We start from the raw sequence: 24,263 nt of genomic DNA, 5'->3' as shown, positions 1-24,263 counted from the left end.
CAAAAACGGAATTGCTGCTATAATATTTTGTCATGAAAGCAGGCATAGATACATTCGGCTGCGATCACGGGCGCTCCGGGATCGGCTCATACCTCCATTCGTTTGCGGCTAATCTCCCGCTTTCAGGCGATACCGAATTCGAACTGTTCGGTTCCGAAATCGATCGGTACACGTATAATTCGGTGCGCGAAATTCCGTTTCAAGCTCTTTCAGTTCCCGACAGCCTTGCAGCCGAGCGCTTATGGCATTTTTTTCGCCTGCAAAAATTCGCTCAAAACGCAAAGTACGATGTCGTGCTCTATCCCGCCATCGAGCGCGTACTGCCGCTTTCGTTTAAAACGCCGGGAGTCGCCGTCGTCAATTCCATCGTTTCCGTTATGCTCAAAGAAAAGGGTGACGGTATGATGCGTATGCAGATAAAGCGGGGGCTCGCAAAGGTGCAAAAGATCGTCGCCGCGAGCGAATTTTTGCGAAATGATTTGATAGGACTCGGCATCGACGAAGCGAAAATCGAAATCATTCACAACGGCATCGACCACAGGCTCTTTTTTCCGCAGCTGCAGATCGATGCCGAAACGGTAACCATAAAACCCTTTGCGATAAAGCGGCCCTATTTTATCTACGGTTCGCGCCTTTCAGGACCTGAAAAAAAACACATCGAACTTATAAAAGCCTTTGCGCTTTTTAAAGAGCGCACGAAATCTCCGCACCGCCTCGTCATCGCGGGCGCCGAAGGACCGTCATCCGAAGACGTGCACCGAGCGGCATCCCTTTCTCCTGCCGCGTCGGATATTTTTCTCACCGGTTTTTTTCCGCACGAAAGCTTTCCGCTCTTATACGCGGGAGCCGATGCCTGCGTTTTTCCGTCGGTGAACGAAGGAGTAGGGCTTCCGATTCTCGAAGCGATGGCTACCGGCATTCCCGTCGCATGCGCCAAAGCCGGTGCGCTTCCGGAAATGGGCGGGGAGGCAGCTCTCTATTTCGATCCGAACGATATCGAAGAAGTCGCTTCTGCGATGGAAAAACTTGTTGTCGATTCGGCGTTCCGAGAAAAGATGATCGCTTCGGGACTGCACCGTGCACAGCGCTTCAGCTGGGAGACGACGGTTTCCGAAACGATCGAAGTTATGAAAAAAATCGTACGGTGAAAACCCGGCAGGTTTAAGGTTTCGGATTTTATTTTCAATGAATTTTATCTTTGACCGCCAATGGAAAGATCGTATGTGCGTTGACAGGTGTGCGCGTTTTATGATATAATTTTAAAACTATCGTTATTCGGTAATTTTTTTCAGAGGAGTTCGATATACCATGTCAGGACACAGTAAATGGTCAACGATTAAACATGCAAAAGGAATCGCCGACGCAAAGCGCGGCCAAATGTTTACAAAATTCATTAAGGAAATTTCAATCGCTGCGCGCATGGGCGGCGGAGACCCGAACTCGAATCCCAGACTTCGTACCGCTATCTTGAAAGCGCGCGCGTCGAGTATGCCGAAAGACAATATCGAACGCGCGATTAAAAAAGGCACCGGCGATACGGACGGAAAAACATACGAAGAGCTCGTCTACGAAGGATACGGACCGGGCGGAGTCGCCGTCCTCGTTGAAACGCTTACCGACAACAAAAACCGAGCGGCGGCCGACGTGCGCAACATTTTCGACAAAAACGGCGGAAAGCTCGGCGTTACGGGTTCGGTTTCCCGTATGTTTGCACGCAAAGGCACGATCGAATACGATGCCGAAAAAGTGTCGGAAGATACGGTTATGGAGATCGGCCTTGAAGCCGGTGCCGATGACATCGTAAACGACGGCGGCATCATCACCGTCACGACCGACCCTTCGGCTTTTGACAGCGTACTCGAAGCGCTTCAGGAAAAGGGACTCGAGTCGCTTTCCGCGCAAGTGGGTATGGTCGCCGATACGAACGCGCAAGTCGACGCGGCGACGGCCGAAAAAGTGCAAAAGCTCATCGACAAACTCGAAGAAAACGACGACGTACAAAACGTATACACGAACGTCGAATATCCCGAAGATTTCGAGCCTGCAGAGTAAGCGGCGTCTTGGTGTCGCTCATGCGTTTGGGCGTGAGCGGATATATCGAAACCTCTGAAAACCTGTTGCGTTTTCGGAGGTTTTTTTTATTGTGCCTTATACGCCTCTTTTCAAAAAATGCCGATATGATAGATATGGGTAAATCTGTCCGGCTCTTGCCGCTTTTTATTCTTTGTTCCGCTTCTCTTTTTTCGCAGACGGACCTCGATGCACACACGATCGCCGCGATGTACGGCTGGGACTACGTGAGCGTTCCCAAACGAGAGACGGTACGCTTTCCCGCATTGCTCGAAGGCATTTGGACGGGCGGCGACCGTTATGTATTTTTTGTACCGGAGAATACTGCGGAAAAGGCGGCAGTGAAATCGACCGATATCGCCCTTATCTTAAAAACCTATTACGGCTGGTTTTACGACAGAACGGCCGAACCTGAAGATTGGGCATCGTCTCCCGAACGCTTTTTGTGTACGGCAACGACAAAGGACGCCGAACGCCTTACGGTGACGGCAGAAAATCTTTTGAATCGTCCCCCGCGCTACGATGCGGACGGAAACGCAGTGCCGTACGACAGCGGCGCATGGGAGCTCGTCGTCAAATACAACGGCAAAAAACGATACGAAACGCGCATCCCCGTCGCCGTCATCGGAAACGAACTCTATCTCGATTTTGTACTTCGAAACTCTTCGCCCGATGCGATAACTGCAGGCGGTACCGAACTTGACGGCTATTGGCAGGGCGTGTGCAGGCGGGAGAGCATACGCATTGCCCCCTATCCAAGAGTTTCGGAAATACGCTCGTACTATGTAAGCGGCGGCGACATGTACGCTCTCCGTTTTTGGGAGACGACGATGCCGTATACGGACGACCTCGCGTCTTTCGACGACACGGGTAAAACTTTTTCCGTCGCAAAGCATATCGTCTCGAACGCGAGCGTCTTTACTTGCGTTACAGGGCGAAGTAATCGCATCAGAAATACCGTAAAAAGGCCGCTCGATTTCGGCGATTACAAGCTCGATGAAACGGGGGCGATCTGTGCTTTCGGAAAGCCGTATATGACGAAAGTAGTCGGCAAAGACAACGCTCCCGAATTGATGCACATCGTCGCCGAAGCGAACTCGCGCCGAAAAGATCCGCCGCCTCCGCTTTTTCCGCCGAGCGATTTGAATTGGCACTGGGATCTCATCGCCCTTCTTGAAAAAGACAATGCGCTCGTACAGGAAGTCCGCTTGAGACAGCGCGCATTTGCCGAAACGAAAGGCGAAGGCGGAAAAATCGACGCGCTTGCCGCCTCCATGTACGGTACGCATTTGAAGCTGCAGGAAGACGCGCTCAAAATTTCCGATGAAGCGCGAAAAAAAATAAAAGCCGTGCGATGATAAAAGCGGGGGACGTACCTGCGAAATCTGTGTTCTGATGTGCGCCGGCTCAGTAACGGCTCGAAGCTTGAGGGTTTGTAAAGTAATAAAGCGGCATCCGTGCCGTTAATCCGAAACAGCCTGCGCACCGCTTGCTATTCCAACGCTTCCCGCGCCCGCTTGGCGGCCGCTTTGAACTCGCGGATAAAGCGCTCTTCGGAAAAGGCGGCCGCGTGCCGTGCGATTGTTTCGCTTTTAAATGTACCCTTTTTATCGAGCGTTTCAAAGCGTTCGATCGCCTCTTTCGCGGAGTCTGCCGTCTGCTCCGAAAAAAAGACGCCGGTTTTTCCGTCTTTGACCGTTTCGCACGCGCCGCCTTTTCCGTAGGCGATGACCGGCCTCCCGCACGCCTGCGCTTCAAGCGGTACGATACCGAAATCTTCTTCCGCGCAAAAGATGAGCGCTTTGCAGTTTTGCAGATATGCGCACAGTTTTTCATCGCTTATCCTGCCGGTAAACGTGATGTTTTTTGCGCCCGACGCACGTTTTTTTAAGCTTTTTTCTTCCGAGCCCGAACCGATGACAACGAGATTTTTTCCGAGCGCTTTGCAGGCGTCTAAAGCGATATCGATTCGCTTATACGGAACGAGGCGCGAAAATGCGACGTAATAATCGAGAGACGGATTTTTTATCGGCGTAAATTTTTCGAGATGCACGGGCGGATAGATGACTTCGGAATCCCGCTTCCAAAATTTTTCGATTCGCCGCGCGATGTATTTCGAATTGGCGATCAGCGTGTCGATCCGCTGGCTCGAAATATAATCCCATTCTCGGATTTCGTGCATCCACTTGTCCATAAAAAAGCGGGTGAGGCGGCCGCTTCGCTTTCGATAATCGAAAAAGAGATCCCACGCGTAGCGCATCGGCGTGTGCACGTATGCGATATGAGGAACGTCCGGCGGCGTGATGACGCCTTTTGCGCACGATGAGGACGAGCAGATGACGAGATCGTAGTTTGAAAAGTCAAACGATTCGAAAGCTTTCGGCATAAACTTCAAAAGTTTTGTGTACAGCTTCGTCGCAAACGGAAATTTTTGAAGCGCACTTGTGACGACGGTATTATTTTTAAAATGATTTCCGATTTTGCGTTTGTCGTATACGAGCGTAAAGATATCGGCATCGGGGTAAATTTTTAAAATCGATTCGACGACCGATTCCGCTCCTCCGTAATTGACAAGCCAGTCGTGTACGATCGCAACTTTCACGGTTTTCTCCTATCGTATGCTTGACGCTTCGGCCTTTGTCGCCGCCGGCCACAGCTGTGTTATGCCGATGCCGATGCCGCGAAGCGAACCGCGCATTTTTATATAATCACGTTTATACCGTTTGCCGTCCGCTTTACAAAACGTAATTTTACAGCGAAAACAATTTCCGTCGTCGGGGTTTATGATATAGCCTCTCTTCCATCGACCCGTCCCCGCATTTTTAAGACCGTAAATCCACGTCGGACCGAACATCGGTTTTTTGTCGAGTTTGCCTTTTTCGGGAAAATCGGGGTAGGGGCCTCGTGCTCGGAAAGCGATGCTTTTGTTCGTCGCGCCCTTTGCCGAAAGGATGACGCCGTACAATATGCCGTCCTTTACAAACATATGCCAGCCGCACAGCGCTTCTCCCGTGCGCTGATTTGTCGCGATCCAATAGCCTTCGACGGGATCGCTTCCTTCATACTCTCTGTCGATCGGAATATTTCGGTCAAAGGCGGGCGCATCGTCATCCGAATCGAAAGGTTCGGCATAACCGGGCGCCGATTCGTAGTAATTGTACGGTTCGGGGGAAGCCGCGTATGCGAATCCCGCACAGAGTACCATGACAAGGACGGCGGCAATTTTTTTTGCGTACATAAAAATCTCCTCGTACGATACACAACTAGTCGGCAAAAAAATATGCTTCGATCTGCAGACAGAGCGCGTGATATACCGGCAAGTGCAGTTCTTGAATTTTATACGTTTCGTTTTCCGGCACGACGATCGCAGCGTCCGACAGGGACGCGAGCTTTCCACCCGTTTTCCCTGACAGCGCAATCGTTTTCATCCCTTTTGCTTTTGCGACAACCGCCGCATAGACGACGTCTTTTGCATTTCCGCTCGTTGAAATGCCTAAAAAAACGTCACCCGCTTTGCCGTAACCGTTAAGCTGCTGCGCAAAAAGCGCGTTGCCGTCGACGTCGTTTAAACTTGCCGTCATCACAGCGGCTTGATTTGCGAGCGAAATTGCGGGAAGCGAGCCTTCGAGCGTATTCGAAAGATAGGCTCCCGATTCGGCGTCGATTGCGATAAGCGTGTCGATAAACGATTTTTCGATCCGGCGTTTTTTTATAAAACTTTTTAAGAGTTCTCCGCAGATGTGATCGCTGTCGGCGGCGCTTCCGCCGTTTCCCGCAACCACGAGCTTTCCGCCGTTTTCATAGGAGGTTTTGATGAGTTCGTATGCGAGTCGGATATCTTTTTCGCATACCGAAAGAGAAGGATAACGCGACAGCAAAACGGAAATATAATCTGTCATATAATCAATTGTATCGCATCGCGTGCGAAAAAACAATCGCCGCGTTATGCACATCGGTACGCTCTATGCGCGGTAAAAATCGAGTGCGGCCAATATGATGTCGGCGGATTTTTTATACGAATAGCGATCGGGAAGGGGCGGAAGCGGTGTCGCATCGTTTGCGCAAAAAGCGAGCTTTTCGGCCAAATCGTCCGAATCGCCTGATTTAAAAAAGACGACGGGAAATCCTTCGTATATCTCTTTGAACACCGGGATATCCGATATGAGCGCTTTCGTGCCGAGAGACAAAGCTTCGAGAGGCGGGAGTCCGAAACCTTCATAGAGCGAAGGCTGGACAAGAAGCATCGATGTCCGATAGAGTTCCGAAAGTTCGGTATCCGAAATGCGCCCTGTAAAACGAACGGCGCTTTCGGGAAGCGAGGCGATTTCCTGTGCAATCGTCGTGTCGCGCGTTCGAAAATTGTCGGCATTTCCTGCGATGACGAGCGGCATATCGAAGCCTGTTTTCCGCGTTTTTTTCAGTGCTTCAAGCAAAACGGAAAGGCCCTTGTGTTTTTTTATATTGCCGACAAAGAGCAACTGTCTGATTTTGTGCACGGCTTGAGAAGGTTTTGAAGAAAACCATACGGGAAGAGCGTTGTATGCGACGACGATTGACAGGTTTTTACAGTCGAGCGTCGCTCTGATACGGTCTCGCGAAAATTCCGAAACGGTAAAGACTGCACGGGATCTGTCGACGGCGCGCTGATAAAAGTATTTCCGCACAGCTGTCCCCGCTTTCGATGCAAGGCCGGGAACGTCGAGAAAGACGACGTCGTGGATCGTCGAAAAAACGGGGATTTCGATACCGGACGGAATATTGCAATAGGGCGTATAGTACACGTCGCACGAATTGATTTTTTTGCGCAATTCGCACGGAAAGGCAAAACGTTCGGCAAGCGAAAACGTTTTGACGCGGCATTCGGCGGTTTCCGCATTTTCGTATTTTGCAAACGGAGCGATCGCTTCGGTATCTCCGAAAATAAAGCATTCGTTTTTTTCCAAAAAGTACGGCAAAAGAGATGCGATATAAGTGCCGATTCCGCCCGAACCGAGCATGCGCGCATCGACGGCGATTTTCATCGATCAGCAAACTCCTATGGAATGCATGTATTCACGCAGCAGGACGGTAAATCGCTCCATCTCTTTCGGCTTTATGTCGCCCATATTTGCGATGCGGAACGTATCGATGTTTCCGAGTTTTCCGGGATAGATCGTAAAACCGGCTTTTTTCGCGTGATCGTGCAGGGCGGTAAAACTGTACTCGCTCGTTTCGGGGATAAGGATAGCGGTGATAAAATGCGACTGCAGTTCCGCTTTTACGAGCATCTTTAAACCGATTTCTTCGAGCGCTTTCGTCAGTATGTTCCAACACGCAGTATAGCGCTCGAAGCGCTTTTCGATCGTTTCCTGTTTCGTTTCGATGATCGCTTGGCGCAGCGCGTAAAAAGTCTGTACCGGAGGCGTAAAGCGCGTCTGCTTCGTTTCGAGAAAATAGCGGTACTGATCGTAGAGGTTGAAATAATAATTCCGCATCGGCCAGTCTTTTTGCTTTTCGAGTTCCGATTTTTTTGCGACGACAAAACCGATGCCCGCCATACCCTGAATGTGTTTGTTCGACGTGCACGTCATAAAATCGATTCCGAGCTTTTCGAGATCCATCGGCATACCGCCGTATGCGCTTACCGCATCGACGAGGGTGATCATACCGTACTTTTTTGCGAGCGGGCACAGGATATCGAGTCGATTTAACAATCCCGTCGTCGTTTCGTGGTAGACGATCGCGAGCGCCGCATAGTTTTCCGATTGAAAAGCGCTTTCGAGTTTTTGCGCATCGAGGGCTTCGTACGTCGAACTTTTAAACACCGTCATATCGATATCGTATATCTTTGCTATCTTCGCAAGGCGCTCTCCGTAAGAGCCGTTGTCGACGACGAGCAGTTTGCCTCCCGGCGGCACGCACGAAGAGATCATCGCTTCGTCGGCTCCGGTGCCGGAACAGCCGAACATGACGGTCGCGTACGAGTCTTCTTTTGCGACAAATCTCGTGAGCTCTTTCGAGCACCACTCCATGAGTTCTCCGAATTCGCTTTCGCGCGGGCAGATATCGCTTACGACTTGCGCATATTTTACGCTGTCGGTCGTCGTCGAAGGCCCCGGGTTCAAGAGCACTTCGCGCCGGATATTTTGCAGCTCTTCGTTTTCGGCGATGCGCGGCCATATCGTTTCGATTGCGCGGGTGAACATCGCTTCGTCGTCGATCTCCGTCCACGCATAATACTGCACGGTGCGCACATAGACCGGCGTTTGCTGTGCGACGGCTTTAAGCACCTGTTCGTAATCGATTTTTATATGTGCCGGAAAATCTTTTCGGTAGTACGCCGTCATTTCATCGAGCGTTTTTTTGCCGAGTTTTGTAATGCCGACGAGTTCGCCTGCGACGAAGGAAATTTCGCTTCGGTTTTTGCTCACGTTTTTGAGCACGCCGTTTTCGTCGGTTTCGAGGTACACTTCATCTTTGCTGTTCGTCGGGCCTGATGCGAGGATGACGTTTTCGCGCGCATCGTTTGCGAGCACTTTTAATCCGACGGCGTCGTAGATGAGATCGCTTTCGAGCAGAAAAAAATCTCCGGTGACGAGCGGTGCGCACACTTCAAGCGTTCCCATACTGCTCGTCTTCGCGTAATCGTCGTTCCGTACCGTCACGATGCACGGGTATTTTTTTGCGAGCCGGTCGTACCATTCGCTGCAGTGTCCCGTACCGATGATGATACGTTCGACGCCGTTTGCGATGAGTTTCCGCACCGAACGCTCGACGATCGCCTCTCCTTCGATTTCGATAAACCCTTTCGGCATCGCTTCCGTCCGTCCGCCGAAGCGCGAGCCCAATCCTCCCGCAACGATAACCGCTTCTTTAATCATACATTCCTCCTCAGCACTTCCATAAACGCTTTTTTATTTTCCCGAGGCGATGTCGTCGGCCGTCCCAAATCCGCTCTCGCACCTTTTCGTATCTTTACTTCGATAAACGCCGTCTTTTTTTCGGAGAGCGCATTTGCGAGGGCGGCTTCGAGCGAAGCGGCATCCTCTACCGAATACGTATGCGCGTAGCCGCAGGCTTTTGCAATTCCGGGAAGATCGATTTTTAAACCGACCGTCGGTTGACCTCCGACCGAATCGTGGGCGCCGTTGTTGAGGACGACGTGTATCATATTATCCGGCTTTCGCACGCCGATCGTCGCAAGTCCGCCCATCTGCATGATAGCCGCTCCGTCGCCGTCGAGACAGATGACGAGCCGATCCTTTTTTTGCATGGCGATCGAAAGCGCGATTTGCGACGCGTGCCCCATGCTGCCGACGGTGAGAAAATCGTTCGCGCCGCTCATGCCGTGTTTAACGCGGAGCTCGAAGAGTTCGCGCGACGCCATGCCCGTCGTAGAGACGAAGACCGCATCTTTCGGAGAATGCAGCACGATGCGCTCTATTGCGTCTTCCCGTGTCATCTCCGCACCGGAAGAAGTTTTATTTTTGAGCGTGTAAGGCGCAAACGTATCTTTTTTTACGACAAAGGCAAAAGGCGCCGACGCTTTTTCCGTACATGCGTAACAGTAATCGATTTGCTTATTAAGTTCGTCTTCGCTTTCCGCCGTGACGACGTAGGGGATGCGCATGGCATCGAGCAGGGCGAGCGTCACTTTGCCCTGTTTTATATGTTGGGGCTCGTCGTGGACGGCCGGCATACCCCTCCATCCGATGAGGAGGACGAGCGGCACGGAATAGACGTCGCTGTCCGCGAGGGATAAAAGCGGGTTCACCGCGTTGCCGAGTCCCGAATTCTGCATATAGACGACGGGCGTCTTTCCCGTCGCCAAGTGATAGCCCGACGCAAGCGCAAGCGCACAGCCTTCGTTTGCCGCGATGATGTGTTTGTCTTCGGGAGCCGTGTCCGTCACATAGGCGCAAAAATTTTTTAAAAGCGAATCGGGTACTCCGGTAAAAAAATCGGAGCCGCGCTTTTGCAAAAGATCGTAAAAATATTCCGGTCGAATCATAGGTACCGCCTTAAGTTATTTTGTTCCGGGGATGAGTTCGAGTATCTGCTTGATCGGCATGCACAGTTCGTTCGCTTCGAGGGAACGCTCCGAGAGCAAAATCGTTTCCGCGCATTTTTTCATCGCGGGGTAAGCCGCACGCAGCATGTGGTTTGCATAGATGACGATATTTGCGCCCCATGAGGCGAGTTCGGTTTCGGTAAACTGATTGTACGTCGTCGGAACGAGCACGAGCGGAATGCTCTTGTATTCTTTCCGAAACTTTTCGCAAAACGTTCGAATGTCTTCTCCCGATTTGTCTTTGCTGTGGATCATAATGCCGTCGGCTCCGGCTGCAACGCTCGCAAAGGCTTTTGCAAGCGCTTCGTCGACCGAACGGCCTGCGATGATCTCTTCGATGCGCGCGATGATCATAAAATCCTTTGTTACCTGTGCTTTTTTTCCTTCGCTGATTTTATGGCAGAACTCTTCTTCGGTCGCGAGCTCCTGCTTTACGTCCGTCCCGAACAGCGAATTTTTTTTGAGACCGACTTTGTCTTCGATGATGACCGCCGAAACGCCGTTCCGTTCGAGCGTGCGCACCGTAAACACGAAGTGCTCCGTGATGCCGCCCGTGTCCCCGTCGTAGATGATCGGCTTTGTCGTGCATTCGAGTATGTCGGTGAGACTCTGCAGCCGCGTCGTCAAATCGACCGCTTCAATGTCGGGTTTGCCTTTATCCGTCGAATCGGTAAGACTCGATGACCACATGCCGTCGAAGCGGTGGATACCGTCGTCTTTTGTCACTTCGGCGTTTTCGACGATGAGTCCGCTCAAACCCGAATGCGCTTCCATGATGCGCACGACGGGCTTTGCGGCGATGAGGCGGCGGAGGCTTTTTAAGCGGATATCGGGCGTCGTTCCGATCGTCTTTGCGCCTTCGACGAGGGCGGTCGAATTGATTCCTTGCGTATACGGGATTTCGATCACTTCACCGCCCCACGCTTTCATCGCTTCGAACACTTCATCTCGTATTTTGCTTAAGTAATTCGATTTCCAATCGTCGCCGTGAATTATATAGTCCGGTTTGTATTTTATTAAATTCGGTACGTAGCTCCACGCTTCCTGCGGCACGACGCGCGAAACGCCTTTGATGCTTTCGACGACCGCTTTGCGCTGTTCGTACGTTAAATAGGGCAGGCGCTTGTGCGAGACGATAGCCGAATCGGTGAGCAATCCGACGATGAGCTCTCCTCTCTTTGCGCCTTCGTTGATGATATTGATGATGCCGGGATGGATGATGTCGCCCGTTATGCCCAGATATACCGTTTTACTCATATACGCTCCTTGCTTTTCTTAATAATTTTTAACAATACGCCGCATCGATCGATTTGAGTTCCGGAAACGTGTCGATTTCGATTATATCGTTTTTGACACATTCGCGGATGCGCACGTTATAGTCTTTGAGACGATATTCGAGCGGCACTTGATCCCAATAGCGCTCTTTGCCGCCCGGCATATCGTAGACGGCACGGATGTCGCGCGAAAGTCGTTTTCCGTCTTCTTCGTTCCAATATGAAATACCTATCATCTGCCAGCAGCGTACGCCCCCGACCGAAAGGCGCGAAATGCAGCCGTTCCGCTCGTAAAAACACCAATCGTCGGTTTTGTCGGTTTGAAAGGCGAGATAATTCGTGTGGTATTGGTACTTTGAAATGAGGCCGGGCTTTTGCAAAATCAAATCGGCTTCGCAGACATAGGCGTTTTCAAAATGCCCTGAGGCGGCGACCATCGACGAAATATTGTTTTCTTCATTGTAGCGCGGATTTTCGATAAAGCGGATCGACGGATAGCTTTGCTTGAGTTCTTCGAACTGCTCTCCGCGGTAGCCGCGTATGACGTATATTTCGGTGATGCCGGCGGCGGTAAGCGCGTCGAGCAGCGAATCGATGATGCGCTTGCCGTGTACGCGCACGAGCGGTTTCGGCGTGCTGAGCGTGACCGGTGCGAGACGCGAGCTGAATCCTGCGGCTATGATGACGGCACGCTTGACGCGGTACGGTTCGAGCGCGAGATTTCCTTTTTCGGTCGGCTCACCTTTTTCGTCGATACAGCCGAGCGCTTTCAATTCCGCAACGGTTTTATTGACCAGTCCGAGCGACTTTCCGAGCGCGTGCGCAGTGTCGCGCTGTGTCGGATGCCCTTTTGCTTGGGCAAAAAACGAAAGGACGTCGAATTGATTTTTAGTGAGACTCATGCCGCATCTCTTTGCGCGACGATTTTTTTGTATCGTATGACAAGCGCTTTTATTAAAAGATTTACTGCGAGGATACACAGCGAAACGACGCCCGCGCATTCGAAAAGCATTTGGCTTTCAAACGACGGGATCATAAGCGATAGCGGCTGATTCGCCGTCGTCGCGAGAAAGGAAACTGCACTTATCGTCATCATCGAATTGACGAAAAAATACATCGCCATTTCGGCGACGGTGCTTTTCGCCTGCGGCAAAATGACGTCGACGATGATTTTTGTACGCGGAATATCCATCGTACTTCCGATGATTTCCAAATTCGGATTCAGCTTTCCGAGCGTATTATACATCATGAGGTACGGAGAAGAAAAAAAGTGAATCATATTGACCATGATGAGGATCGCAAAGGTACCGTATAAAAAGCTTCCCTTAAAAAAGAGAACGTATGAAAGACCGAGGACGAGACCCGGTATCGCAAGCGTGAGTATGGCGCACAAATGCAGCGGCTTTGAAATCTTCGATCGCGTTCTGACCGTCAAATACGCGAGGATGCACGCACTAAGGGAGCCGAGCACCGAAACGAAAGACGATATGAGCAGTGAATTGGCGAGATAGGTTCCGGTGTTCATCGAAAACGCGCGTTTGAAATTATCGAAAGTCGGCTGCATCGCAATCGGATATTTTTGAACGATGCTGATGAGTAAAAACGACGCGGCCGGCAAAACGATGACGGCTCCCGTAAGGGCACACAACGCGAACGCAACGGTTTCGGCGATCGGATTGTCGATGCGTTTAAAGGGACGGATACCGAACGACGACGACGCTTTGTCGCGATTTATCGTATCGAGGATAAAAGCGATAACGGCGGGAACGAGCAGAACCGCGCCGATGACGCTGCCTTTGCCGAAATCGAGGAGGCCGATGACGTCTTCATACATCATCACGGGCAGGGTAATGCACCTGCCTCCGATCATGAGCGGTACGCCGTAATCGGTAACGATGAGCGTAAAAACCGTAAATACGACCGAGATGAGCGGCTTTCTGATATACGGTACAAAGAGCGCGGTAAACTGTTTCGCTTTCGGGATGCCGAGTATGTCCGCGGCTTCGTAGGGGCGCGAGTCTTCGTAGCGTATGATATCCGCCGTCATAATATACGCTACGGGAAACGAATACAGCACGGATCCCGCGACGATACCGCCGAAGCCGTAGATCGGATGCGAAAGGCGCAAAAGATTCGTGAGAATACCGTTCCGGCCGAGCAAAATGACGAGCCCCATACCCGTGCTGATCGACGGGATGAGCATCGGAATGAGAAACAAAAAAGTCCACACGTGCCGGCCTTTACCGTTTATGCGCTCCGTACAAAACGCGAGTACGATACCCAAAACGACGGAGATACACGTTGCGGCGAGAGAAGCGGAGAGCGAATTGCGCACCGCGGATAAAAAGCGTCCCGAACGGACGACGGAGAGGACGTCGGTTCCCGCCATACACGCGAACATACGGGAAAGCGGAAAAAAAACGGCGAACAGAAAAAACACGATGAGCAGCAGTTTCGCCGCCGTAAGCTTTTGCACGCGCATGTCAGTTCCTCGTCGCAAACGGCAAAAGCGAATCGATCTTTATTTGGATATTGCGCTTGACAAAGCGTTCGACGTAGTCGTTCGCCGGCTTTCGTATGATCGCTTCGGGCGTATCGAGCTGTTGAATCGAGCCTTGATACATAACCATAATGCGGTCGCTCATCGCAAAGGCTTCTTCCTGATCGTGCGTCACGTAAATCATCGTCGAGCCGAATTCGCTTTGAATACTTTTCAAATCGGCGCGGAGCGAAAGCCTTGTGTCGACATCGAGCGCCGACATCGGTTCGTCGAAGAGTATGACATCGGGATTCAGCGCGAGCGTGCGCGCGATGGCGATCCGCTGCTGCTGTCCGCCGGAGAGTTTGTTCGGCTTTTTGTACAATTCGTTTTCAAGCCCGAAGCGGCATAAAAGCGTTCGCGCTTTTTCTTCCGCGCCGCTTTTCGTACTCTTTCGAATTTTGAGCGCATAGCTCACGTTGTCGAGCGCGTTCATATTTTCAAAAAGCGCGTAGTTTTGGAAAACGATTCCCATTTTGCGCTTTGCCGGCGGAAAATTCGTTATGTCTTCTCCGTCTTTTAAAATCGAACCGGTATCGGGGGCGACAAGCCCTGTGATAATGCGCAGCAGCGTCGTTTTGCCGCAGCCTGAGGGGCCGAGTATCGATAAAAATTCTCCGTCGCGCACCGTAAAATCGATGTGGTGGAGGACGGGCGTTTCCGACGAAAACGCTTTCGAAAGGTTTTGTATTTCGAGTTTGGTTTTTGTCAATGCTGCCATTTTGCGAGCAGACGCTCCTTTTCTTCCTGCGTATTGCCGCTCATATCGGCATAGGGAATACGCTCCGGGAAATTTTTTACGGTAAAATCCCTGTCCGTATAGATCTTTTCCGGAACAAATTGTTCTTTGTCTTTCGGGCTTACGGTATCTTCGATATAGCGGTACACTTCCATAACGGCCGGTTTCGTTTCTTTGCCCTTGATGACGCCCATACCGTAGAGGCAGTACGGAGCGCCTTCGTCAAAAAACACGATGCTGAGATCGGCTCCTTTGTTGATCTCTTCGACCGCCTGTGCGATCATGCCGAGTCCGACGGCGGCTTCTCCCTGTACGAGCGCGTTTACCGGGCCGGAACCGGAAGACGTAAACTGGAGGATGTTTTCGGCAAGATCGTCGAAGTATGCAAGAGCCTTTTCTTCGCCCCACGCGTTGACGAGACTTTTTAAAAACATATAGCCCGTTCCCGAACTTTTCGGATTCGGCATCGATATGAATCCCTTAAACTCGGGTGCGAGCAGATCGCCGTAGGCTTTCGGCACAGGAAGCTTTTTTTCCGCGATGAGTTTATTGTTCAATATGATGCAGCCGCCGTTGCGGTAGTCCGGCTCGATCCTGCTCCCGTCGCGAAAGAGCGTGTCGGGAAGGTATTTCGACGTATCGTATGCGATTTCCGCAAAGCAGTCCCACGCTTTTTCCGCATAGCCGTAATCGATGTCGTAACTGATATCGCATGCGGTACTGCTTCCTTCGGCGATGAGTTTTGCCATCTGATTGCCGCTCGGCATATACTGCACGTCGATAACATACTGCGGAAACTTTTCGCGGAGCGCACCTGCGATATACGCGTTGCGGTATTCTTCGGCGCTCGAAAAAACGGTGATCTTTTGAGCGCTTTTGCTGCAGCCTGTAAACGATGCGATCAAAAAAGCTGCGCATAAAACGTACCGGATAAAAGTAAAACGCTTGTTCATATTTTAATATCCTAATAGAAAATATGAACAAAGTCAAGTATCGGTAAAATTACTATCGGAGCCGAGTAATCCAATCCCCTTTGCGCCGATCGCTGCCGCGTGGTATAATCGATTCGGATGTTAAATCTATAAGGGAGGTATTATGAACGAAATCATCGATGCTATAAAAGCGCGCAGGAGCACTAAGAGTTTTAAAAGCGATCCCGTTTCAAAAGAGATCGTCGACCGCGTAATCGAAGCGGGACTCTATGCCGCGAGCGCGCAGGGAAAACAAGTGCCGATCATCGTCGCCGTGACGAATAAAAAACTTCGCGACAGATTGTCGGAGATGAACCGCAAAGTCGGCGGATGGGACGAAGGCTTTGATCCGTTTTACGGAGCGCCCGTCGTGCTCGTCGTACTTGCCGATAAAAACTGGGCGAACCGCGTTTACGACGGGAGCCTCGTCATCGGAAACATGATGCTCGCCGCGCATTCGCTCAAAATCGGAAGCTGCTGGATCCATCGAGCAAAAGAAGAATTCGAAAGCGATGAGGGAAAAGCGATCTTAAAAGAACTCGGCATAGCCGGCGACTTCGAAGGGATCGGTCACTGCGTGTTAGGCGTGTCTGCAGCCGAACGCGAGATGCCGCCGCGAAGGGCGGGCCGCGTATTCTATGCCGAATAAAACCGCAGCAAGCGACACGGATACGGTTTTTCAGAGCGGCAGACGGTATGCAAACGGCCGAAACAAGGGTATGCTCCGAATAACGCTATACGGTATTCTCTTTTTTCTTGTCATACTCTACGGGCTTTCCTTTGTCCCGCGCAGCTCGCGCGAACGGGCGATGAGGAGCGCATTTGTAAACGAAAAATATGCCGCCGCTCTCGATGAAATCGAAATCGAAAATGCGGGCGAAAAAACGGCGCTTTACAAAAAAAACGGTACGTGGTACGGCTCATCGGGAGGGGTGGTTTTTCCCGCCGAAAATGCGAAAGTTTCGGAACTCATACAATATCTAACAAAGATTCGCAAATTGTATACAATTTTAGACAGTAACAATACGATATCCGATAAAAACCGGCCGTTTGTATCGATTTTACTTAAAAACAATCTTAATATGTCTACAAAAGTAAACTTTTATGGGCAAAATTTCGACCAAACTCGGCGATTTATCCGCATAGGAGAAAGCGATGGGCCGTATGCGGCCGAAACCGATTGCGATGCATTTTTGAGAGCCGACGCGGGATTTTGGCTCGATCCGTACATCGTTCCGCAAAACACGGAAGAAAGGCGCATCCGCGCAGCCGATATTCAATCGTTGCGCATAGCGGCAAAAGGAGTGCTCAAAACCTTAAAAGCAGGCGAGCACGGTTTTTCGGAAAAAGCGTCGAAATTGATTGCACTTCGACACGGGGGATTAGCCGCGGATACGGAAGGTTTCTACGATACGGGCGCTTTTTCGCTTACCGTCGAAACGGGAAGGGGCTTTCGCTTTACGGCGACGGCCGAAAACGGAAAAGCCGGTGCCGCCGCGCTCCGCTTCGATTCCTTTCAAAATACCGTCACCGAAATGTACTACGAATACCGTTATCGCGTTTCCGTAAGTGCATGGACGCTCGAAAAAATCGTCGAACTGTTTCTTGAATGAATTGCAATCGGCCGCGAGTGCGGTCGGCTGCGGCTTTCACGTCCTAAATCGGCTTCGATAGGAGGAGCTGGGCTTTTCCGACAGGATCATTGCATTTTCGCAAATAAAACGAGAGAAAGCATATTGTATGCAAAATGCGCGAGCGTATTCGTCCACAGAGTATCGCTTTTTTTACAGCAGATACGGAGCACGATGCCTGCGAAAAATGCGTTTATGACCGACGGCAGTCCGAGGTAGCGGTGAGAGAATGCAAAAGCGACGACGGAGAGCGCTTCGGAAATTCGCACGGCGTTTTCGGCACTTTTTCCCCGTGCCGCGTTTGCATGTGCACCTTCTTCGCCCGCAGCCCTTTCTTCTTCCGTTTTCGCGCCGCTTTTTTTGCTTTGCAAAAAGGCATCTTTCAAAATCGATCCGAGCGTTTCGGGGAGATAGAGGCGGTAGAGCGCTTCTTCGTAAAACGATGCGCATACAAAATTGACGATACAAAAAAGCGTTTCGGCAATCGACGATGGCAGCGCGGGAGACACACTCGTTTTTCCGCCCGAAAAACGCACGGCAAGTTCGACGGCCGAAGCGATGACACACAGCGAGCCGAACGAAGCGATCGCACAGCCGGTTTGCACAAAGCGAAACGCATCGCCTCTTGTGCGCCCCGCGGAATGCGGAAACGAAAAATGCACGAGTGCAAACGCGAGTGCTGCATAGCACAGGGGCTTGAGCGGAAACATCCACGCGGAAAACGCCCGCGTCGGCGCCGAGCCTGCAAAAAGCGGCGGGATAACAAAGAGGCACACGGATACGGTAAAGACGACGTTCCGCCGCAGGTTTACAGGTATTTCCATATCGTTGCACTATGAAAATTTGTCGATTTATGATACAATGGAATCAATTATATAGTATTGAGGCCATTGTGTATATCCTAAAAGTTACCGCCGCAGCCGTCGCGGCTGTCATCGCTCTAAAGCTCGCACAAACATATCAAAAGAAAATCAAATTCTTTTTGACCGGTTTCGATTCCCGCTTTTCTCTTTCCGAAATAGACCTCTTGTGGCGCACTGCAGCCGTGTGCGGTCTAAAAGATCCGCACTCTCTGTTTTGGTCGAAGCCTTCTCTTTCTCAGTGCATCTCTCAAATCAAATCAAACGCGGAGAAGGCAAACGATCACGGTATGCAGCGTCTCCTTGCAAAGCTCTATTCATACCGCACGCACATCGAAGCCGAAGCGTCGCAAAAGCGCGGCTTGACATCGACGCGCGCTCTCGAAAGCGCTCTGCGCTTGAGGATCGTGCTTGCGGGAAAGGGCGTGTTTGCGTCGAAGATCGTCAACAACGCGCGCGAGCTGACGATTAGTTTTCCGACGCAAAACGGACAGATGCCCGTCGAAAGCAAAGATTGGATCGGAAAATCGATAAGCGTGTATCTGTGGCGCACCGGCGATGCGCGCTATATTTTCGATACGACGGTAATCGGCAGCGGCATATTTTTCGGCAAAGCGGTGCTGTACCTCAAGCATACGGAAAAACTGCTGCGTACGCAAAAGCGGTATGCGGTGCGCACAAAATGCAATATGTACGCGAGTCTTTTTATTATTAAAGATAAGGTGATCGATTACAATTTGGTTGAAACGCAGTCGGGATACCGCTGTCTTATCGAAGATATTTCCGAATCCGGAGCCATGATACGGATCGGCGGAAAAGGCGTACCGAATATTCAGCTGAAACTGCAATTTACGCTCGAAGGAAAATTGATAATCATGTTCGGCGTCGTCCGTACGGTCGAATACAACAGCGATATCGATCAATCGCGCCTTCACTTCGAATGCGTGCACATCGAACCGCAGATGAAAAACCAAATTTTGAGTTTCGTGTACAATATCATGTCGCCCGAAGAGCGCAGAGCATACGAGCTTTTTCCGATCGGCGAAGATTCCGAAGATTCCGAAGATTCCGAAGATTCCGAAGATTCCGAAGATGCCGAAGACGAAGCGCCTCAGGCGGACGGTACCGGAGAAGAACCGGCGGAAGAGGCAGGCGATGCCGCGTTCGCGTATGAATTGTCCGATACGAAAATCCCCGATACGACAGATGCGTTGATCGACACTATAGTCGGTAACGGATAGCCCTGCGCGGTTGTTTTATATTAACGAGGTGAAAATGAACAGATGCTTTATAAGGACAATTATTGCGCTTGCATGCACTTCCTGTTTTGCTTCTTCCGCTCCGCTTCGCATACAGTTCGTCAAAGGCAATATCGTCGATAAAACGGCGGCCGTGCGCGAAAGTTCGGGAGAAGACGCTGCGTTTCTTTCAAAAGAAGCGATCGATTTTGCGCTCGAACACAAAGTGCTGCTCGGAAACGACCGCGATTTGGACACGCTGGCGCTTGCGGGCGTGCTTGCGCTTCCGGCAAATTCGGTCGCTTCTCTCGATTACGGGGAGCGGGAAGCGCTTTCGGAAAAATTCGTAAAACTCTTTTCACTCTTTCCGAGCGATACGGTGCGAATTGCAATCCTAAACAAAGCGGCGGCGCTGCGCGATTCGCTTCCTACGGAACCCTGTATCGTCCTTTTAAACGACTATCTTGCAAACGCTGTGTCCTCTGCCGGCGAAAACGGTGTCGTAAAAGCCGCCGTGCGTACGCTCGGTGAAATCGGCGACAGCCGATCGTTTTCCGTGCTGTTTACAGCGCGACGGCAGCAAAAGTGGCCCGAGTACGGCAAAGACATCGACGAGGCGATCGCGCTTCTCGCCGACAAATCGCTTCCGCAAGTAATCGCCGTCATCCGCGAAGGAAACGTCAAAAACGGTATACGGCCGCTGTTCGATGTGCTCATAAAAAATGAAAAAATATCCGCATCTTTTAAATCGGAAATTGCCGAAAATGTGCTGTCGGAGACGATATATATAGCGAACAACGCTTCGTCGATAACGAGGGAAACGGTTTCCCTGCAAGTCGATGCGCTCGACGTTATCGTACAAAACAAGTGGACGCGTTCCGCTCCGGCAGTGCTTTCGTTTTTTGATCTCGCTGAACGCGAATATAAGGCGGGCGTTATGACCGACGGCGAATTTGTCAAAGCGATAAACGCTGCGGCTGAAATCGCGCCGGTCGATGCTTCCTCCCGCCTTGCGTCCTATCTCGCTGCGTTGAACAAACAAACCGAAAGCGGGGCAAAAGTGTCCGAAACGATTGCGCTCGCTCTGATCGGCGCGCTCGGCAGGATCGGTAATAAATCGTCGTTCGACACGCTTTTGTACGTGACCTATGTCAACTATCCCGAACCGGTGATTGCCGCCGCCCGCGACGCGCTCGCGAGGCTTAAATGGTGATAGGAAAAAGACTCAAACACCCTCTTTTTTGTGCGGTACTCATCTCCTCCGTTTTGGCGTACGGCGGCATCGTTCCCGTCAAAAACCGTCACGCGTTCGCATCCCTCGTTCCGACACTCGATATCGTTTCGATGTACGGCACCGTCGTTTCAAATCCCGTAAAATCGCAAAAGAGAGGCGCGTATTCGCTCGAATTTGCGCCGGACTTCGTCGTATCGAAGGGCGGCGTAAAAAGTTCCGCGCGCGGGCACATAACGGCGGTTATCGACGAAAAAACGGTCGAAGCGTATTTTCCGGGAAAACTCTATTCGGCTTCTTACGGAAAGGGAGCCGTCCTGTGTGAAAGCGGCGCGCGGCTTTTCCTTTCGGGAAGGGCGGGCAAGAGCGGCGTTTTTTTCGTTTCAAAAGCCGAAAGTCCAAGTCCGGAAAAATCGTTTGCAGGAAAACTCTCTCGTATCCGCGCACTTTCTCGCCTTCAATTCCGCCGTCTCATGTACGCGTGGGGCGGGGCGGGCGGACTTTTACTTGCCCTTCTTTCGGGTTCCCGTGAATACACCGACTCTGCGGTTTCGGACGCGTTTCGCAATGCCGGGCTTTCGCACATCCTCGCGCTTTCGGGAATGCACTTGTCGCTCGTGTCGGGCATCGCACTTTTTGCGGGTATGCGGCTTTTCGGAAAAACGAAATCGTATATTTTTCAATTCTGCGCCGTATCGCTTTTCGTGTGGTTTGCAGGCTTTTCACCGTCTCTTTTGCGCGCGTTTTTGTGCAGCGTACTGCTCCTTTTGTGTTCCGTGTGCGGCATCGCAGGGGCGGATACGGTTTTGATTTTGTGTGCGGCCTTTATCCTGCATACCGTGATCGCACCCGCTCATATTTTGAATGCGGCTTTTATGCTTTCGTACGGTGCGCTTTTAGGCATTTTACTTTTTTCGGAAACGCTGAACGCTTTTTTGATCCGCGTTCTTGGGCAAAAAATATCCGCGCCTCTTTCCGCATCCCTCGGCGCACAGACGCTCACCGCTCCGGTGACGCTTTCGCTTTTCGGAACTTTTATGCCCGTCGGCGTCATCGCGACGGCACTCGTTTCGCCTCTTGTAACCGTGTTCATCTATGCGGGCATCGTCTGCATTGCGCTTTCGCTCGCCCTGCCGTTTTTCGCGCCCCTTGCGGGAGCGGTGCTGAACGCGATCTACGGACTTATAAAACTTCTCGTGCTTTTTTTCGCACGCGCTCCGTACGTGCACATCGCGTAACGGGTACGGATGTCGTGTCGGAACTTTGTAAAATACAGTAATGAGGTGTACTTGTCTTGTTATGCAGGATTTACAAAAATCGCCGTTCGGGCTACTATGACTTTTGCGTATGACGATCCCTGATTATAATTCACCGGCAGCCCTCAAAGCTCTCCTCGATGCAAACGGCTTTTCGATGCAAAAAAAATTCGGACAAAATTTTCTCGTAAACGCATCGGCTCGTGAGCGCATCGTCCGTGCTCTCGAAATAGAACGGGGGATGCGCGTATGGGAGATAGGGCCGGGATTGGGTTCCATGACAAAGCTTTTGCTCGATGCGGGCGCCCGCGTTAGGGCCTTCGAAATCGACAAGGGATTTATAAAACTGCTTTCGGATTTTTTTAAGGCGGAAATCGAAGAGGGTGCGCTAAGAATCGTTTCGGGCGATGCCGTAAAAACGTGGAAAAGCGCGTATGAGGATTCGGGGCTGCCCGACAGATTTTTCGGTAATCTCCCGTATTCGATTGCGGCATCCCTCATCGCCGACACGATAGAGCGCGGCGTAAGATTCGACAAGGCTGTCGTTACGGTACAAAAGGAAGTCGCCGATCGGATGACGGCAAAAGAAGGAGGGGACGAGCGATCGTCGTTTTCGGTACTGTGTCAGTGGGCGTACGATGTCAAAGGGCTTTTTGATTTGGCTTCCGGAAATTTTTGGCCGAAGCCGCACGTCGCCTCGCGCGCCGTTGTTATGACGAAAAAAAGCGATTTTCCCGCGTGCGAAAATCTTTCGCTTTTTATAAAGATGCAGCGCGCTCTTTTTTCATCGCGCAGAAAAAATATCCGCAATAATTTAACGGCTTTTACCGGAAGCGCCGAAAGAGCCGAGCGTGCGCTTACACTTGCGGCTCTCGATCCCTCGCTCAGGGCTGAGACGCTGTCTCTTGCAGAACTTTTGCGGTTGTCCGATGCGCTCAATAGCGCTATACTTTCGTGAAGTGCGATAAGAAGAAGGCGGTTATGGATACGGAACGGATAGCGGAAAATCTCAAACGAGTCGTCGAATCGGTGCGGAACGCCGAACGGAAAGCCGGAAGAAAAGAGGGAAGCGTAAAGCTCCTGGCCGTAAGTAAATTTCATCCGGCGTCTTCCGTCATTGCGGCGATCGGAGCGGGGCAGAGCGCATTCGGCGAAAACCGCGTTCAGGAAGCATACGAAAAATTTAATAAAATTTATGAAGACTTTCCGTCGGCCGAACTGCACATCATCGGAACGCTGCAAAGAAACAAAGCCGCCCGCGCGGTGCGGATCGCCTCTTGCATAGAATCGGTCGACAGGCTCGGCATAATCGAAGAACTCGAAAAACAGTGCGCGAAGATTGATAAATCGATCGATATGTTATTGGAATACCACACGGGCGAAGCGTCGAAAGCGGGGTTTCTTTCATACGAAAATATGTACGAAGCGCTTCGCTATTGTGCCGAAGGAAATGCGCCGCACATCGTACCGAAGGGTTTTATGACGATGGCGCCTTTTACCGACGACGAAATTGCCGTGAGGAAGTCCTTCGTTTCGCTCCGCGATGCTTCGGAAAAGCTGCAAAAAGAATTTCCCTCCTTCGATCTTACAACGCTTTCGATGGGAATGTCGGCGGATTATAAAATCGCGATCGAAGAGGGTTCTACCGAAGTGCGCATCGGAACGGCGATTTTCGGCGAGCGGGAGACGGCGGCGTTATGAGGCTTTGCGTGAAAAAATGCGCAGTCCTGCTTTTATTGTGCGTCATCGCTTTTCCGTGCCGTGCAAAGGAATCGAAAAATGCGACACCTTCTCCGTATACGGACGACGAGTTTCCTCAATTTATGAAAGACTTGCGGAGGGCGGAAATCATTTCGTTCGGCGCGCTCCCCTTTGTGACGCTTACGTCGACGATCGTGTATTCGTCCGCACGCTATGCGCAACACGGCTTCGATTCCGAGTATTTTCCGAATCCCTTTGCAAAAGCGTCGGCGAGCAACGGCTATTCGACGGCCGAACAGGCGGGCATTTTGCTCACATCGGCGGGTATCAGCGTCGGCATCGGGCTTACCGATCTCCTCGTTTCGGTGATCAGGCGGAAAGCCGCAAAGAAAAAACTCGAGCGGAAAGAAAAAGCGCCCATCGTCGTCACACCGATAGCCGAAGACGAAGATGCCGTCCTCATCGATATGCCGCCGAGAGAGGCACCGCCCGGCGGAACTCGGAGCGATGCCGCGAATTCCGATAGTGAAGAACAAAAAGCGTCGCAGGAAGGTGCGGACGCGGAAAACGATGCGAGCGGAGAATCTGAAAAATCGGATGCGGCACAATTGAATACGCTGTCCGATAAAAAATCTGTAAGCGAGGCGGAAGGGCAAGCTGCATCTTCTGAGCTTGCCCTCGAAACGCAAAGCGGAGACTAGCG

23 protein-coding genes are annotated in these 24,263 nt (G+C 51.4%); 11 read left to right on the top strand and 12 right to left on the bottom strand.

Going from position 1 to position 24,263, the window contains the following annotated elements:
* Positions 1–32: 32 nt before the first annotated feature.
* The 3 genes from IZU26_RS04755 (at position 33) to IZU26_RS04745 (ending at position 3,428) form a co-directional block, all read left to right on the top strand.
* Positions 33–1,148, top strand: a complete 1,116-nt coding sequence (locus tag IZU26_RS04755; RefSeq protein WP_433277189.1) for a glycosyltransferase family 4 protein — start codon at positions 33–35, stop codon at positions 1,146–1,148.
* 160 nt (positions 1,149–1,308) lie between these two features.
* Positions 1,309–2,052 carry a YebC/PmpR family DNA-binding transcriptional regulator gene (locus tag IZU26_RS04750; protein WP_021329914.1) on the top strand — a complete coding sequence of 248 codons (744 nt, stop codon included), beginning with the start codon at positions 1,309–1,311 and terminating at the stop codon, positions 2,050–2,052.
* Between the two features lie 134 nt (positions 2,053–2,186).
* Positions 2,187–3,428 (top strand): hypothetical protein, encoded by a 1,242-nt coding sequence (locus tag IZU26_RS04745; RefSeq protein WP_433277187.1) that lies wholly within the window; start codon positions 2,187–2,189, stop codon positions 3,426–3,428.
* A gap of 134 nt (positions 3,429–3,562) precedes the next feature.
* On the opposite strand, the gene IZU26_RS04740 is transcribed toward IZU26_RS04745, so the two are convergent.
* From IZU26_RS04740 to IZU26_RS04690, 11 genes are all read right to left on the bottom strand, one after another.
* Positions 3,563–4,672 carry a glycosyltransferase gene (locus IZU26_RS04740; protein WP_433277185.1) on the bottom strand — a complete coding sequence of 370 codons (1,110 nt, stop codon included), beginning with the start codon at positions 4,670–4,672 and terminating at the stop codon, positions 3,563–3,565.
* 9 nt (positions 4,673–4,681) lie between these two features.
* A complete protein-coding gene (locus tag IZU26_RS04735; RefSeq protein ID WP_310823894.1) occupies positions 4,682–5,308 on the bottom strand; it encodes a DUF2147 domain-containing protein in 627 nt (208 codons plus the stop codon).
* A 25-nt stretch (positions 5,309–5,333) separates the two neighbouring features.
* Entirely contained in the window at positions 5,334–5,969 is a 636-nt protein-coding gene (locus tag IZU26_RS04730) for a D-sedoheptulose-7-phosphate isomerase (RefSeq protein ID WP_433277182.1), read from the bottom strand.
* A 63-nt stretch (positions 5,970–6,032) separates the two neighbouring features.
* Positions 6,033–7,091: a glycosyltransferase family 4 protein gene (locus IZU26_RS04725; RefSeq protein ID WP_433277180.1), complete on the bottom strand. Its 1,059-nt coding sequence runs from the start codon at positions 7,089–7,091 to the stop codon at positions 6,033–6,035.
* Between the two features lie 3 nt (positions 7,092–7,094).
* Positions 7,095–8,930: a 2-aminoethylphosphonate aminotransferase gene (locus IZU26_RS04720; protein WP_433277178.1), complete on the bottom strand. Its 1,836-nt coding sequence runs from the start codon at positions 8,928–8,930 to the stop codon at positions 7,095–7,097.
* Positions 8,927–10,060 (bottom strand): phosphonopyruvate decarboxylase, encoded by a 1,134-nt coding sequence (gene aepY / locus IZU26_RS04715; RefSeq protein WP_432916805.1) that lies wholly within the window; start codon positions 10,058–10,060, stop codon positions 8,927–8,929. Before aepY ends, IZU26_RS04720 begins: the two co-directional genes overlap by 4 nt.
* 15 nt (positions 10,061–10,075) lie before the next feature.
* Complete coding sequence (gene aepX / locus IZU26_RS04710; protein WP_187383888.1) at positions 10,076–11,377, bottom strand: phosphoenolpyruvate mutase; 1,302 nt, start codon at positions 11,375–11,377, stop codon at positions 10,076–10,078.
* Positions 11,378–11,405: 28 nt separating this feature from the next.
* The gene (locus tag IZU26_RS04705; RefSeq protein WP_433277176.1) at positions 11,406–12,296 is read right to left on the bottom strand and encodes an NTP transferase domain-containing protein; all 891 of its coding nucleotides are present in this window, start codon (positions 12,294–12,296) and stop codon (positions 11,406–11,408) included.
* On the bottom strand, positions 12,293–13,876 hold the full coding sequence (locus tag IZU26_RS04700) for an ABC transporter permease subunit (RefSeq protein WP_433277174.1): 1,584 nt from the start codon (positions 13,874–13,876) through the stop codon (positions 12,293–12,295). The genes IZU26_RS04705 and IZU26_RS04700 overlap by 4 nt, the downstream gene beginning before the upstream one ends.
* Position 13,877: 1 nt before the next feature.
* Positions 13,878–14,654, bottom strand: a complete 777-nt coding sequence (locus tag IZU26_RS04695) for an ABC transporter ATP-binding protein (RefSeq protein WP_431726374.1) — start codon at positions 14,652–14,654, stop codon at positions 13,878–13,880.
* Complete coding sequence (locus tag IZU26_RS04690; protein ID WP_021329955.1) at positions 14,642–15,625, bottom strand: extracellular solute-binding protein; 984 nt, start codon at positions 15,623–15,625, stop codon at positions 14,642–14,644. Before IZU26_RS04690 ends, IZU26_RS04695 begins: the two co-directional genes overlap by 13 nt.
* A gap of 142 nt (positions 15,626–15,767) precedes the next feature.
* On the opposite strand from IZU26_RS04690, the gene IZU26_RS04685 reads away from it, so the two are divergent.
* A complete protein-coding gene (locus IZU26_RS04685) occupies positions 15,768–16,292 on the top strand; it encodes a nitroreductase (RefSeq protein WP_021329985.1) in 525 nt (174 codons plus the stop codon).
* Complete coding sequence (locus tag IZU26_RS04680) at positions 16,282–17,256, top strand: hypothetical protein (protein ID WP_433277171.1); 975 nt, start codon at positions 16,282–16,284, stop codon at positions 17,254–17,256. The genes IZU26_RS04685 and IZU26_RS04680 overlap by 11 nt, the downstream gene beginning before the upstream one ends.
* A gap of 86 nt (positions 17,257–17,342) precedes the next feature.
* Here IZU26_RS04680 and IZU26_RS04675 read toward each other — a convergent pair whose 3' ends face one another.
* Complete coding sequence (locus IZU26_RS04675; RefSeq protein WP_433277168.1) at positions 17,343–18,098, bottom strand: CPBP family glutamic-type intramembrane protease; 756 nt, start codon at positions 18,096–18,098, stop codon at positions 17,343–17,345.
* 68 nt (positions 18,099–18,166) lie between these two features.
* On the opposite strand from IZU26_RS04675, the gene IZU26_RS04670 reads away from it, so the two are divergent.
* The 6 genes from IZU26_RS04670 to IZU26_RS04645 all read left to right on the top strand — a co-directional run bounded on the left by IZU26_RS04670 (position 18,167) and on the right by IZU26_RS04645 (position 24,261).
* Entirely contained in the window at positions 18,167–19,375 is a 1,209-nt protein-coding gene (locus IZU26_RS04670) for a flagellar brake protein (protein ID WP_433277166.1), read from the top strand.
* Between the two features lie 34 nt (positions 19,376–19,409).
* Positions 19,410–20,585 carry a hypothetical protein gene (locus tag IZU26_RS04665; protein WP_433277165.1) on the top strand — a complete coding sequence of 392 codons (1,176 nt, stop codon included), beginning with the start codon at positions 19,410–19,412 and terminating at the stop codon, positions 20,583–20,585.
* Positions 20,579–21,841, top strand: a complete 1,263-nt coding sequence (locus IZU26_RS04660) for a ComEC/Rec2 family competence protein (RefSeq protein ID WP_433277163.1) — start codon at positions 20,579–20,581, stop codon at positions 21,839–21,841. The genes IZU26_RS04665 and IZU26_RS04660 overlap by 7 nt, the downstream gene beginning before the upstream one ends.
* Positions 21,842–21,950: 109 nt before the next feature.
* Positions 21,951–22,817 carry a 16S rRNA (adenine(1518)-N(6)/adenine(1519)-N(6))-dimethyltransferase RsmA gene (gene rsmA / locus IZU26_RS04655; protein ID WP_433277161.1) on the top strand — a complete coding sequence of 289 codons (867 nt, stop codon included), beginning with the start codon at positions 21,951–21,953 and terminating at the stop codon, positions 22,815–22,817.
* 23 nt (positions 22,818–22,840) lie between these two features.
* On the top strand, positions 22,841–23,560 hold the full coding sequence (locus IZU26_RS04650; RefSeq protein ID WP_433277159.1) for a YggS family pyridoxal phosphate-dependent enzyme: 720 nt from the start codon (positions 22,841–22,843) through the stop codon (positions 23,558–23,560).
* An 8-nt stretch (positions 23,561–23,568) separates the two neighbouring features.
* Entirely contained in the window at positions 23,569–24,261 is a 693-nt protein-coding gene (locus tag IZU26_RS04645; protein WP_433277157.1) for a hypothetical protein, read from the top strand.
* Positions 24,262–24,263 lie beyond the last annotated feature (2 nt).

Source organism: Treponema sp. SP13, assembly GCF_050938355.1.
In the GTDB taxonomy this organism is placed as follows: Bacteria; Spirochaetota; Spirochaetia; order Treponematales; family Treponemataceae; genus Treponema_D; species Treponema_D socranskii.
This window is presented reverse-complemented; position numbering and strand designations above follow the sequence as displayed.

What these genes read in the sequence shown, in the direction of transcription:
- IZU26_RS04685 (WP_021329985.1), top strand. Translation starts at nt 15,768, where the DNA reads ATGAACGAAATCATCGATGCTATAAAAGCGCGCAGGAGCACTAAGAGT.
- IZU26_RS04725 (WP_433277180.1), bottom strand. Translation starts at nt 7,091, where the DNA reads ATGAAAATCGCCGTCGATGCGCGCATGCTCGGTTCGGGCGGAATCGGC.
- IZU26_RS04745 (WP_433277187.1), top strand. Translation starts at nt 2,187, where the DNA reads ATGGGTAAATCTGTCCGGCTCTTGCCGCTTTTTATTCTTTGTTCCGCT.
- IZU26_RS04705 (WP_433277176.1), bottom strand. Translation starts at nt 12,296, where the DNA reads ATGAGTCTCACTAAAAATCAATTCGACGTCCTTTCGTTTTTTGCCCAA.
- IZU26_RS04735 (WP_310823894.1), bottom strand. Translation starts at nt 5,308, where the DNA reads ATGTACGCAAAAAAAATTGCCGCCGTCCTTGTCATGGTACTCTGTGCG.
- IZU26_RS04675 (WP_433277168.1), bottom strand. Translation starts at nt 18,098, where the DNA reads ATGGAAATACCTGTAAACCTGCGGCGGAACGTCGTCTTTACCGTATCC.
- IZU26_RS04730 (WP_433277182.1), bottom strand. Translation starts at nt 5,969, where the DNA reads ATGACAGATTATATTTCCGTTTTGCTGTCGCGTTATCCTTCTCTTTCG.
- IZU26_RS04650 (WP_433277159.1), top strand. Translation starts at nt 22,841, where the DNA reads ATGGATACGGAACGGATAGCGGAAAATCTCAAACGAGTCGTCGAATCG.
- aepX (WP_187383888.1), bottom strand. Translation starts at nt 11,377, where the DNA reads ATGAGTAAAACGGTATATCTGGGCATAACGGGCGACATCATCCATCCC.
- IZU26_RS04680 (WP_433277171.1), top strand. Translation starts at nt 16,282, where the DNA reads ATGCCGAATAAAACCGCAGCAAGCGACACGGATACGGTTTTTCAGAGC.
- aepY (WP_432916805.1), bottom strand. Translation starts at nt 10,060, where the DNA reads ATGATTCGACCGGAATATTTTTACGATCTTTTGCAAAAGCGCGGCTCC.
- IZU26_RS04695 (WP_431726374.1), bottom strand. Translation starts at nt 14,654, where the DNA reads ATGGCAGCATTGACAAAAACCAAACTCGAAATACAAAACCTTTCGAAA.
- rsmA (WP_433277161.1), top strand. Translation starts at nt 21,951, where the DNA reads ATGACGATCCCTGATTATAATTCACCGGCAGCCCTCAAAGCTCTCCTC.
- IZU26_RS04690 (WP_021329955.1), bottom strand. Translation starts at nt 15,625, where the DNA reads ATGAACAAGCGTTTTACTTTTATCCGGTACGTTTTATGCGCAGCTTTT.
- IZU26_RS04750 (WP_021329914.1), top strand. Translation starts at nt 1,309, where the DNA reads ATGTCAGGACACAGTAAATGGTCAACGATTAAACATGCAAAAGGAATC.
- IZU26_RS04700 (WP_433277174.1), bottom strand. Translation starts at nt 13,876, where the DNA reads ATGCGCGTGCAAAAGCTTACGGCGGCGAAACTGCTGCTCATCGTGTTT.
- IZU26_RS04720 (WP_433277178.1), bottom strand. Translation starts at nt 8,930, where the DNA reads ATGATTAAAGAAGCGGTTATCGTTGCGGGAGGATTGGGCTCGCGCTTC.
- IZU26_RS04755 (WP_433277189.1), top strand. Translation starts at nt 33, where the DNA reads ATGAAAGCAGGCATAGATACATTCGGCTGCGATCACGGGCGCTCCGGG.
- IZU26_RS04665 (WP_433277165.1), top strand. Translation starts at nt 19,410, where the DNA reads ATGAACAGATGCTTTATAAGGACAATTATTGCGCTTGCATGCACTTCC.
- IZU26_RS04660 (WP_433277163.1), top strand. Translation starts at nt 20,579, where the DNA reads ATGGTGATAGGAAAAAGACTCAAACACCCTCTTTTTTGTGCGGTACTC.